A 12,318-nucleotide genomic window follows, 5' to 3' on the forward strand; every position below is an offset into this window, starting at 1 on the left:
TTCATCTCTTCCCCTCTTTTGTTATATACGTAAATAAAGCATGATATGTTGCTACTATCCCTTCTTTTTCCGTGAAGTCTCTTTCGTATATACGAAGCATCGTACGAAAGAGTGAAGGGCTTTGACAATAAGACTCTTCATTACTATTGGTCGCTCCTACTTTTCGAATAGAATGTAGAAACTCCCTAACTTCTGCAAACCTTTCTATGTAACATGTTTCAGAAACATGTACATTTCCTAATGGCATTTCACATATATTTACTAACTGTTCTTTCGAAACGAATCGTTGTCCTATTGAAGTACAATTGTGTATCCCCTTTTCTTTCTTAGCGCGCTGAAAAGACGTATGCAATTCTTGAAAAGTCGTATTACCAAACGTGGAAAATAATAATATTCCTTCTTCAGACAAATAGTTAAATAAATTTTTCACTGTCTCTTTTAAATCATTAAGCCATTGAAATGTAGCATTTGAAATGATGACATCATATGAATTTTCTAATTTTAATTGTTCAATATCTTCACATCGAAACATCACATTTTCCAAACTTTTTCTAGTTTTCGCGACTGCAATCATCTCATCAGCAAAATCCACAGCTGTAATATGAGCTTTCGGAAATAAATTTGATAATTGCTCTGTTACATATCCTGTCCCGCATCCAAGTTCTAAAATACGTATCGATGATGTTTCACTATATCGTTCCTTCAATGTAGAAAGTAACGAATACGCCATCTTTTTTTGTACATTTGCATATTGATCGTAGGATACAGCCGCCCCGTTAAACCGTTTTTGCAGTAACGTTTTGTTGATCATGTCGTATCCCCTCTACAAATTGAATAATTTCATTTGCGCAATATTCAAAATTCGTTACACATAATGCATGCCCAGCACCGCTTACTACTTTTAGGTTGGCATTCGTATTATCGGCCATACTATGGGCTGCAGACAATGGACATATTACATCCTGCTCTCCATGAAGGAGTAACAGCGGGGCTTTCATATCTATTACTTCATTTCTCATATCTGTTTCTATTAAATAATCTAAGCCTAATTGTAAAGACTGAATCGAGTCTCCTTTAAACTTCTGCGCAATCTCTTCAAAACTCGTATTCTCCCTCAGCTCACTTTTTGTAAACATATTTTCATAGAAACGCTTCAAAGTATCTTCTTTTTTTCTCGTTAAATTCTTTTTCATACGTTCTACATGCAAGGAATTCCATCCACTTGTATAGTCACTTGTATTGGTAAATTTAGCGGTACCACCAATTAGTACCATACCTTGGGCCTTAATCTTTTTATAAGCTTGTACTGCCGCTAACGCTCCTAGTGACCATCCAACTAAAATTACATTTTCATCCTGCGATACATCTATTATTCGCCCCGCAAATTCACTTTGTTCTTTCACGTTACGCCAATCTATACATTGAACAGAATATCCTTTAAAATACGGCAGAACCAAAGTCCAAACACCTTCTTCCATTCCCCATCCTGGAATAAAAATAAGCTTTAGCTCTTTCATACTAAAAACCCCTCTTCTTTACCAATGCGTATAATATGCTGAATAGCCCATTTTAAATCGGCTATTGTATGTTGTGACGTAACTGCAAAACGGACTCGGGAACTACCAACTGGAACAGTCGGCGGACGAATTGCAATGGCAGCGATACCTACCTCTTGTAACCTTTCACTAAACCGTAAAGTATTTTCATTTGACCCAACTACAATCGGTACAATATGAGTTGAGCTATTCCCAATATCAAAACCAGCTTCTTGTAAATGCGTCCTGAAATATGCACCATTCTCTATAAGTCGCTCTCTTCTTTCGTTATCTTCTTTCACAATTTCAATTGCTTTTCGGATCGCCCCTAATGTTCCTGGTGGTAAAGCTGTAGTAAAAATCAAGCTTCTCATCATATTTTGTAAATACTCTATATAGATGGAATCACCCGTTAAATACGCACCATAACACCCTAAAGCCTTACTAAACGTCCCCATATGTATATCAATTTTTTGAGCAATATCTTTTTCTACATGAGATAATCCGGCTCCACCGATTCCATATATTCCACTTGCATGTGCTTCATCAACTATAATGATTGCCCCGTATTTCTCTTTCAGCTGAACTAAGCCTCTCAAATATGCAATATCTCCATCCATACTAAAAATCGTATCTGTTACGATTAATTTTCTCTTTTCTGGTGACGCTATTTGCAACATCTTTTCTAAATGATCCAAATCATTATGACGATATCTTTTATGCTCTGCTCCGCTTAATATAATTCCATCAACAATACTTGCGTGATTTAATTTATCACTAAAAACCATATCGTGACGACAGGATAAAGCAGATATAGCACCTACATTTGCTGTATACCCGCTATTTACAATTAAAGCTTTTTCAGTACCTTTCCAATCACATATACTTCTCTCAACCTCTTCATACAGTGGATAATTTCCTACAACGAGACGCGAGGCAGTCGCTCCAGTTCCATATTTTTTTGTGCAGACAATAGCAGCTTCTTTCAACCTTTCATCTCCAGCTAACCCTAAATAATTATTTGATGCTAAATTTAGCATCCTTTTCTCATTTCGAATAAGCCATGTCTCTTCCGCTTTCTCTGTTACATGTAAATTACGATACTGCCCTTGCTCCTTTAATTGTTCTACTTTAGATTGAAGATGCGTGCGCCACATTTGATTCATTTTGGATGAGCTCCTCTAATTTTGAAATCATAATATGTTCTTTTGCCGATTCCAATAATTCTTCCCTTGTAAACTCACCTTCAAGGAATGGTAATAACCCTAAAACCGGCACGCCACTTAACTCCTCAATCATTATTTTATTTTCTTGCACTCTTTCTTTTTCATATCCTTTACATCCAGATAAAATTACACCTGCTACTTTTAATCCATGTGCTTTTGCATAAGAAATTGTTAAAATAGTATGATTAACTGTCCCAAGCGTAGGACGCGCTACTACAATAAGAGGAAGCTGTAATTCTTTTGCAAAATCAATCACTAAAGCATCTTCTGTATATGGAACTGCAAGCCCACCAGCCCCTTCTACAAATAGGCTATTAAACTTTTTTAGTAGTTCATTATAGTGATCAGTAATTTCTTTTAACGTTACTGTCCTTCCAGCTCTTTTCATGGCAAGTCTCGGAGCAAGTGGTTCTTCAATGGAATAAGGACAAATTTCATCCTCTTCTGTCGGTACACCCGATAATGCTTTTAACCTTGCTGCATCACCCTCAGGATTTGATGCAACATGTCCACTTTGCAACGGTTTATATACACCAACATTATGTCCACGCTCTCGAAATATACCTGCCAATGCTCCTGTCACTACCGTTTTGCCAACTTCTGTATCCGTTGCTGTTATAAAGAAACCACTCATTACTCTCCCTCCGTAACATCCGAGATTGCTTTATATAAAATGCGTAACATCTCATCAATCTCAGCCACCGTAGATGCAAGAGGAGGCATAAATACAATCGTATTACCGAGTGGTCGCAAAATCATGCCCAGCTCTCTTGAGCGTTTACACACTTGAACACCGACTCTTTCTGTCCATTCAAACGATTCTTTCATTTCCTTATTCTTCACAAGTTCAATACCAACCATTAGCCCACACTGACGAATATCTCCTACGTGCTTATATTCATTAAGAGCTTCTAATTGTGCCGCTACATATTCTGCTTTATGCGCAACATCTTCTATTAAATTAGTCTTTTCATATAGTTCTAAATTTGCAATTGCTACGGCACAACCTAACGGATTCCCTGTATAACTATGACCATGGAAAAACGTTTTTTGTTCTTCATAGCCTCCTAAAAAGGCATTATAAATTTCATCTGTCGTTACCGTAATTGCCACCGGTAAATAACCACCTGTTAAACCTTTTCCGGCTGTTAAAATGTCTGGCGTCACATCCTCGTGTTCACATGCAAACATTTTCCCGGTACGCCCAAATCCAGTCGCTACCTCGTCTGTAATAAATAATACATTGTATTTTGCACATAAATCGCGAAGCCCTTTTAAGTATCCTTTTGGCATTGTAATCATCCCACCAGCACCTTGCATTAATGGCTCCACAATAATAGCTGCTACTTCTTCATGTTTTTCTTGTAGCATTTCTTCCATTTCTTCTAAATGTTTCTTTACAATTTGTTCCTTATTATCTCCATAAGGAGAACGATATGTATATGGATACGGCATTTTAATTGCCTCAAATAATAGTGAACTATACACTTGGTGAAACAAGTCTATTGCCCCCACTGAAACAGCACCTATCGTGTCACCGTGATATGCTTCTTTTAATGTAACAAATCTTTGTTTTTTCGGTTTTCCTTTATGCTGCCAATATTGAAAGGCCATCTTAATTGCAATTTCAACGGCGCTAGAACCAGAGTCTGAATAGAATACTTTCTTCAAACCTTCTGGTACAACTTCAATTATTTTTTCTGCTAATAAAATAGATGGAACGTTAGCAAGTCCTAGCATAGTAGAATGAGCAATTTTATTTAATTGCTCGCGAATTGCCTCATCTAGTTCTGGTACTTGATGCCCATGAACATTTAACCAAATAGATGAAACACCGTCCCAATATTCATTTCCATTTACATCGTATAGCTTTCTTCCCTCTCCACGTTCAATAATGACAGGATCTTCTTCTAAATAATCTTTCATTTGTGTAAATGGGTGCCATACGTAATCTTTATTCTTCTTCGATAATTCTTCATATGTATAAGATGATTTTTCACTCGTGTTACTATTAACAGCCACAATTGCCACCCCTAATGTTAACTTATTTATAAATAAAGTTAACATTAAAAATAAATGACTGTCAATTATTTTTAAATCAAATAGTTCTTAAAAAAGAACAACTTATCATACGATAAGTTGTTCTACTTTCCATGTTGTATCTTTCCAATTTCTAAAATAATCTCTTCATCTTTTTTTCCTTCTGTATCAATTCCAAGTTGCTTAGCATGCTCAATTAACAAATCATGGCGCTGCTCAAATCTAGTGGTATCTACTTCTTTTGTAACCTCTTCTTTTGTTTTCCCCTCAGTAGAAACTCCTAGTTTCGTAGCTGCTTTTTCCATCGATTTCTTCTCTTCATTTCCTTTCACTTTCTTCACTTCTGACTGCTGTATTTGCTTTTGTTTCGACTGCTCTGATTCAGCTGCAAAAGCTGTGTAAATTCCAGCACTTCCGCCAACGACTAGTAAGGTGGTAAAAAGAATTATTTTTTTCTTCACTCTTTCCTCCCCTTTCAAATTCATTATAACGCACACTTTTACAGTATTAAAAACATTTCTCCTTTATTTCCCTAAAAAAATATCGAATGTTTTTATTGACATGTATGATGAATATATGATAAAAATTTAACTAACATCATATGAATCGGCGTTGATAGGATTTAGTAGTATTTCGTTTTCTGATTTCAGAGAGCTGGTGGTCGGTGCGAACCAGTACAGAGCGATTTATGAATTACCCCCTGGAGCTTCTTTTACGAAACGTGAGGAGTAGTGAAAGACGGTTTAGACCGTTATGTCTAAAGAGTGGTGAAACGAAACTGTTTCACAATTTAGGGTGGTACCGCGAATTTTTCGTCCCTGCATATATTGCAGGGGCGTTTTTATTTTATGAGCGCATATCATATGACCCTTTATTTTGTGATACATTCCTTTCACAAGCTAGGGTGGTACCGCGATTTCTTCGTCCCTGCATAATTATATGCAGGGGCGTTTTTTTATCCAATCATTTCCGTATCATATTGAGATGTTGACAATTACCGGTAATTTGTCACAAAATTCTAAATTTTAGAAGGAAATATACAATATTGGCGAATTTTATATAAAAAAGAGCTATTTTAAATTACTTAGGAGGGAAACACAATGGTTTCAAAAATTGAATCTGTTCTTTTAACATTATTTATCTTTTTCTGTATCGGCTTTAGTGTTATCCAATTAGAAGTTTCACCACACATCCCAATTTTATTTGGTATCGTTCTTTTATTAGCATTTGGATTTATAAAAAAAATCTCTTGGTCTACTATGGAAAAAGGGATGATCAGTAGTATTTCAGCTGGTATTCCATCTATTTTTATTTTCTTACTTGTGGGCGTATTAATTAGTGTTTGGATCGCTGCTGGAACAATTCCAACTTTAATGGTATACGGCTTCCAGCTTGTATCTCCTAAAATTTTCGTCCCAACTGTTTTTGTTGTTTGTGCAATTGTTGGAACAAGTATCGGTAGTGCCTTTACGACTGCCGCAACTGTAGGACTTGCCTTTATGGGAATGGGTAGTGCTCTCGGATACGATCCAGCTCTGATCGCTGGTGCAATTATTTCTGGTGCATTCTTTGGAGATAAAATGTCTCCTTTATCTGATACAACAAACTTAGCTCCTGCTGTAACGGGGGTAGATTTATTTGAGCATATTCGTAACATGCTTTGGACAACAGTTCCTGCTTTCATTATTGCTTTTATCGCATTTTTCATTTTAGGAAGCGGTACTAGTGGAGACGTTGACTTCACAAACTTTATTAGCACGTTAGAAAAACACACAACGATTTCTATCGTTACACTTATTCCAATTTTATTACTGTTCCTATTCGCATTTAAAAAAGTTCCAGCAGTTCCAACATTGCTTGCAGGAATTGTGGTAGGAATTATTATTCTCTTTATTTTTAAACCTAGCACTTCTTTAGCTGATTTAATGAAAATTATGCAAGACGGCTACGTTTCTAAAACTGGTATTAAAGACATTGATAGCTTACTATCTCGCGGTGGTCTACAAAGTATGATGATGTCGATTGCTCTTATTTTCCTAGCTCTTTGTATGGGAGGATTATTACAAGGAATGGGTATTATAGCGCAGCTGATGAATATTATCTCTAGCTTTGTAAAAAATAGCACACGCTTAATTATTTCTACTGCTTCAACTGCAATTGGTGTAAACTTCTTACTTGGTGAGCAGTACTTATCCATCGTTTTAACAGGACAAGCATTCGCTAATAAATACGATGAACTCGGTTTAGAACGTCGTAATTTATCACGCGTATTAGAAGATGCAGGTACAGTCATTAACCCGCTCGTACCATGGGGTGTAAGTGGCGTATTCTTAACAAACGTCCTTAGCGTTCCAACATTCGATTACCTTCCATACGCAATCTTCTGTTTAGCTTGCCCAGTCTTAACGATTATCGTCGGCTTTACTGGATTTGGCCTTTCATGGAAGAAAGAAAAAGCAGTACCAGTTTCATAATATAATAAAAAGGATTACCTTAATCGGTGATCCTTTTTATATTTCTCCGCTATCTATTCGCTTTCTTTCTTCTAAATAACATAAGTAATCCCGCTCCAACAAACGCCAGACCTGCTCCAATTGTAGAAGCAACACTTGTACCTGTTTTCGGTAAATCACGTTCCTCTTTATCTGCTTCTTTATTTTCACTTACAGTTTCTTTTGTATTTTGATTATCCGTTGTAGTTTGTCCAGATCCTGCGTTGTTTCCATCTTGTTTTGGTTCATTAACAGCATTACCTTCATCCGTTGGTGGTGTCGTTGGATTTTCTCCGTTATTGCCCTCACCTGTTGGCGGTGCCGTTGGATTCTCTCCATTATTGCCTTCACCTGTTGGTGGTGTCGTTGGATTTTCTCCGTTATTGCCTTCACCTGTTGGCGGTGTCGTTGGATTCTCTCCACCAGTTTCCTTATCATTCTTCTTCGTTATATCAATTGCATATTTAGCAAATTCATTTTCAGATGGTCCAACATATGATATTTTTCCATCTTTCTTTATATGGTTTTGTGCATTTGGTGAAGAATCAAATGTTGTATTTAATTTATCTGCAATAATCGGTTTAAACGTCCAATTTTGATCTGCTGATGGATTAATAACTGGTGTTTCCTGCATGTACTTCACAATAATTTGACGCGTTTCATCTTGTGATTGGTATACAACTTCGCCTTTACTTACACCAGGGAACGTTTGGCTACTTCCACGATAGTTGTTTGTAGCCACAATAAACTCTTGATTGTCAGCTACAGGCTTACCTTCATACGTCATATTTACAATACGATTCGTATTTCCATTTACAACTTTGCCATCTTTATCGTATTTCGCTGGTTGCGTTACGTCAATTTCGTATTTTAGGCCATCTAAAATATCAAAGTTATATGTAGGATAACCTATATTTACTAATGGTTGTTCTTCTGTTTTCTTTGAATCAATTTGATTAAATTGACCAGCAGACATTTCAAGCCATTCTTTCACTTGTGCCCCGTTTACTTTTACAGCATATAACGTATTTGGATATACATATAAATCCGCTACGTTTTTAATTGCTAACGTCCCTGCTGGAATATCCGTATAGTATGTAGCACCGTTTCGGCCACCTGCTTTAAATGGCGCCCCTGCAGATAATACTGGAATTCCTTTATATTTACTATATTGTCCGTTTTCAGCGAATAGTTTTTCTACATACCATTTTTGTGCATTTGTCACAAGTTGTACGGAAGGATCATCTTGTACTAATGAAAAATAACTATTAATTGGTGCTGTCGTTTTACCTACAGCTGTATTTACATAATCGATTGTCGCTTGATGATCATCTTTAATTTCATTAACTAATTTTTGATCAGATTCTACTAATGGGTTACCTTTACTATCAGCAATCGGACGAAGTTGTGGCTTAGACTGATCTTTTTGCACTTCCCATTTTCCGTTTACCTTTTTCAATTGCATATCAATAATACCTAAGTTACTACCAAAAACACCAGGCATTACAACTGGAACACCATTAAATATATCCTTCACTTCAGTATGTGAATGTCCCATTAATACTGCATCAACACCAGCAACTCCTGTTAAATAATATGATGCGTTTTCCATTCCAACGTTGTATCCACTCTTATCAACGCCTGAATGAGCTAGTGCAACGATAACGTCCGCACCTTTTGCTTTCATTTCTGGAACTAACTTTTCCGCTGTTTGAACAATATCTTTCGCTTTTACTTTTCCTTCTAAATTCGCTTTATCCCAGTTCATAACTTGCGGTGGAACAAATCCCATTACACCAATTTTCACTTTTTGTTTTTGGCCAGATTCATCCTCTACTTCTTTTTCAAAAATATGATATGGTTCAAAGTAATGCTTGTCATTCTCTTCAATACCATCATGATCATCTGTATAAACATTCGAGTTAATAACTGGGAATTCTGTTTTACTAATCACTTTGTTTAAATAATCTAAACCGTAGTTAAATTCATGATTCCCAAGAGAGATGACGTCATACTTCATTAAATTCATTAAACGATATAATGGATGTGTATAACTAGGATCCACAGGATTTTTCGGATCATTTATTTTATTCGCTACGTAATCTCCAAGCGGTGTCCCTTGTAATGCATCCCCATCATCAAATAGGACAGAGTTCTTCGCTTCTTCACGCGCTTTATTAACAAGTGTTGCAGTTTGCACGAGACCTACTTTATTATCTGTTTTCGTTTGATAATAATCGTAATTCATTAAGTTAACGTGAATATCTGATGTTTCTAAAATTCGTAAGTTAACTGTACTCTCCCCAATTTTTTCCTCTGCTTGAGCTGTTGTTGGCAACACTTGCGGTGCTATAACGCCAATAGCAAGAGTTGCTCCAGCTAACATTTTTTTTGACTTTTTCACAAAAAATCCCCCTTATACAATTACCAGAAATAATGAAATGAATCCCTATCTGTCTCTAACCACATACTTTTTTCTTCTATTAGAGACACGATTTTCATTTCATCCTGCGCTAACGAGTAGTCCCCTTAAAAGCTCGATTGATGAAGACTAACAATTAACGGGAGATAAAGCTCCCACTAAGCAGCATTTCACCTTATCTGACATTATCATATATAAAACTCTTTCGTATCGTCAATATTTTTTGACAAACTTCTACAAATTTTCTGTAAAGTCATTGTAAACTTTTCATAAACATATAATATGCCCTTACATTGCTAATACTGCTGAATATGATACAATTACCAATTACAAGGAGGATGAATTTATGAAAAAAGTCATCTTAACAATTGTTTGTCTCCTCCTTCTAATCATTTCTTGTTCTAATTTTGAAAAGAACGATGAGATAGAACAAAAAGGAACTGAAGGAAAAGCAGAAAAAACATCTGCTCCGAGTTGGATTGATAAGCAAACGAACGACTCCTTTTATCACCTCGTATTAGGTGATTCATTTGCAAAAGGATATGGATCTACACAAGGGGGATTTGCCGAATTAGCTTCTAGACAATTAGAAGGACAAATTCATAAACCAATTACGGTAGAAAACCTCGGTGTAAATGGTCTCACTACAGATCGTCTTGTTAAGAAAGTCCAGTCAGAAGAAGTTCAACAAAAAATTAGGGAAGCAAATATCATTACTATTAGTATTGGAGGAAATAATTTATTCCGCTTAAATCGTGATGTAGGTGTTATAGATGGTATTAAAATGTTAAATAAAGAAAAAGCCCGTTTTGAAACGGATGTGAAAAATATTGTAAAGACCGTTCGAGATCAAAATCCGAATGCTTTACTCATTCTCTCTGAACTCTATAACCCTTTACAACTAGATGACTCCATCGCAAGTTATGCAGATATGTTTTTAGACGGTTGGAATGATTCTATTTATTCTATTTCAAAAGCACATCAACCGTCGATCGTTTTACCAATTCGCAAATTAATTTCGAATGATAAAAAAGAGTTACTATTTGACCAAGTACACCCAAATGATAACGGTTATGCGATTATTGCCAATACATTTACAAAGCAAGTGTTATCCTACAAATATTAAGGCTACCATGAAACAATTCTATTTTTATACCTTGTCTTTTTTGTTACAATGATAGTGGAAGGGGGCCGTTATATGGAATCACGCGAGTGGGAACGTATTGTTGATCATCTTCTTTCGCTAGTGCCTCTTTTTTATCGCAAATTTATGCTTCCTGGAGAGTTTTCTTCTCAAAGACATATGCCGCCATCACATACGCAAGTGTTACTGCTTTTGCATGAAAATGCTACATTAGCAGTTTCAGAAATTGGCAAGCGGCTAGCGATTTCACGGCCTAACATGACCCCTCTATTAAACAAACTTATTCAAGAAGAGCTAATAGAGCGTCATTATAGCGAAAAAGATCGAAGGGTCATTTTAATTTCCCTAACAACTGAAGGGAAAATGTTAGTAAGTCAGTATCAGCAATTCATTTTAGGCAAACTAAAAGAAAATTTTCAAACATTATCTGAGGAAGAGCGTGAAAAGCTCATTTATTCTCTTAAAACCATTCAAAATTTAATTTTGAAAACAAACGCATAAAGCTGCTTCTAAATAGAAGCAGCTTTATGATTCGTAATAATTACCATAGTATACATTTGAATACGGCCATGTCATTAAATACGGTTTTCGTTCTTGAACAGGTTGCTGCTCAGGCTGTTGCATTTGTTGCATTTGTTGCATTTGTTGTATTTGTTGTATTTGTTGTATTTGTTGCTGCGGATATACTCCGAATTGCTGTCTCGCTCCAGTTACAGGATAATAATTTGTATATGGATATACTTGAGGTACATAGTAATAATACATTCATTCTCTCCCCCTTTTTCTTAAACATATTCAAAGGAGAAAATGAATGTGACATTCTTTATATTTGAACAAGTGGTTCTCTCACTTGTTTCTTTCTTTTCTTCAAACGTAACTTACGATTCTTTTCATATAAATAATGCACAACGAAATATGAAATTACCCCAAACACAATTCCTATTATCGTCATACCAATTAATACATATACTTCACTCTGTAATAAGCTCTTTAACATCGTAAAAATATGGCTCGAAAACAAATCTGATATCGTAAATGGTTCATGATGTATTTTCTGTACATGAAATGGGTAAATCATTTTTCCTAGCGCATAAGCAAACGGAAATAAAAATACTGGGAGAAACGATATTTTCCCAATAATATTACCAATGACTGCGGCTGGAAAAGATCCCTTTGCTAACCTGACAATTGGATAAAATATTAAATATACGAGCGATGCCGTATAAATCACCAACATTTCTAAACCAAATCCAATAGCAAAACCTAGTGACACTTTCTTTGCTCCTTCTGGCGATCGAAGCAACTTAAAATATTGAAACTTTAATATTCTCCACATCCGCTGAAAAAACGAATATGTTTTCTTAGTTGTTTTCAAATTCATCATCTCTTTAACTATATTTTTTTATCTAGTATGTCCTTACATGATATGAAAAACAAATTTAGTTTGCTCTTTTTATTA

12 protein-coding genes and 1 other annotated feature are annotated in these 12,318 nt (G+C 35.8%); of the genes, 3 read left to right on the forward strand and 9 right to left on the reverse strand.

What is annotated here, in order from left to right:
• Position 1 precedes the first annotated feature (1 nt).
• The 6 genes from bioC to ABH955_RS09605 form a co-directional block, all read right to left on the reverse strand.
• Positions 2-811, reverse strand: a complete 810-nt coding sequence (bioC, locus tag ABH955_RS09580; RefSeq protein ID WP_404491059.1) for a malonyl-ACP O-methyltransferase BioC — start codon at positions 809-811, stop codon at positions 2-4.
• A complete protein-coding gene (locus ABH955_RS09585; RefSeq protein WP_404491060.1) occupies positions 777-1,517 on the reverse strand; it encodes an alpha/beta fold hydrolase in 741 nt (246 codons plus the stop codon). The genes bioC and ABH955_RS09585 overlap by 35 nt, the downstream gene beginning before the upstream one ends.
• Positions 1,514-2,701 (reverse strand): 8-amino-7-oxononanoate synthase, encoded by a 1,188-nt coding sequence (bioF, locus tag ABH955_RS09590; RefSeq protein WP_404491062.1) that lies wholly within the window; start codon positions 2,699-2,701, stop codon positions 1,514-1,516. Before bioF ends, ABH955_RS09585 begins: the two co-directional genes overlap by 4 nt.
• On the reverse strand, positions 2,667-3,395 hold the full coding sequence (gene bioD / locus ABH955_RS09595) for a dethiobiotin synthase (protein ID WP_404445224.1): 729 nt from the start codon (positions 3,393-3,395) through the stop codon (positions 2,667-2,669). Before bioD ends, bioF begins: the two co-directional genes overlap by 35 nt.
• Entirely contained in the window at positions 3,395-4,828 is a 1,434-nt protein-coding gene (gene bioA / locus ABH955_RS09600; RefSeq protein ID WP_404445226.1) for an adenosylmethionine--8-amino-7-oxononanoate transaminase, read from the reverse strand. Before bioA ends, bioD begins: the two co-directional genes overlap by 1 nt.
• Before the next feature lie 77 nt (positions 4,829-4,905).
• The gene (locus tag ABH955_RS09605) at positions 4,906-5,262 is read right to left on the reverse strand and encodes a hypothetical protein (RefSeq protein ID WP_404491063.1); all 357 of its coding nucleotides are present in this window, start codon (positions 5,260-5,262) and stop codon (positions 4,906-4,908) included.
• A 142-nt stretch (positions 5,263-5,404) separates the two neighbouring features.
• Positions 5,405-5,624: a binding site (T-box leader), on the forward strand.
• A 277-nt stretch (positions 5,625-5,901) separates the two neighbouring features.
• Between ABH955_RS09605 and nhaC the strand changes: the two genes are divergently transcribed.
• On the forward strand, positions 5,902-7,275 hold the full coding sequence (gene nhaC, locus ABH955_RS09610) for a Na+/H+ antiporter NhaC (protein WP_404491064.1): 1,374 nt from the start codon (positions 5,902-5,904) through the stop codon (positions 7,273-7,275).
• A 49-nt stretch (positions 7,276-7,324) separates the two neighbouring features.
• Here nhaC and cpdB read toward each other — a convergent pair whose 3' ends face one another.
• Positions 7,325-9,697, reverse strand: coding sequence for a bifunctional 2',3'-cyclic-nucleotide 2'-phosphodiesterase/3'-nucleotidase (gene cpdB, locus ABH955_RS09615; RefSeq protein ID WP_404491066.1), 2,373 nt, complete (start codon positions 9,695-9,697; stop codon positions 7,325-7,327).
• A 364-nt stretch (positions 9,698-10,061) separates the two neighbouring features.
• Between cpdB and ABH955_RS09620 the strand changes: the two genes are divergently transcribed.
• Both ABH955_RS09620 and ABH955_RS09625 read left to right on the forward strand, forming a co-directional pair.
• Positions 10,062-10,841, forward strand: coding sequence for a GDSL-type esterase/lipase family protein (locus ABH955_RS09620; RefSeq protein WP_002067002.1), 780 nt, complete (start codon positions 10,062-10,064; stop codon positions 10,839-10,841).
• Between the two features lie 72 nt (positions 10,842-10,913).
• Positions 10,914-11,360, forward strand: coding sequence for a MarR family winged helix-turn-helix transcriptional regulator (locus tag ABH955_RS09625; protein ID WP_404453987.1), 447 nt, complete (start codon positions 10,914-10,916; stop codon positions 11,358-11,360).
• Between the two features lie 24 nt (positions 11,361-11,384).
• Here the strand turns inward: ABH955_RS09625 and ABH955_RS09630 are convergent, their stop codons facing one another.
• Complete coding sequence (locus tag ABH955_RS09630) at positions 11,385-11,624, reverse strand: hypothetical protein (protein WP_404491067.1); 240 nt, start codon at positions 11,622-11,624, stop codon at positions 11,385-11,387.
• Between the two features lie 58 nt (positions 11,625-11,682).
• Positions 11,683-12,234: a DUF2062 domain-containing protein gene (locus tag ABH955_RS09635; RefSeq protein ID WP_002088510.1), complete on the reverse strand. Its 552-nt coding sequence runs from the start codon at positions 12,232-12,234 to the stop codon at positions 11,683-11,685.
• Between the last annotated feature and the right edge of the window lie 84 nt (positions 12,235-12,318).

Source organism: Bacillus sp. RC240 (genome assembly GCF_044907945.1).
Lineage (GTDB): Bacteria > Bacillota > Bacilli > Bacillales > Bacillaceae_G > Bacillus_A > Bacillus_A mycoides.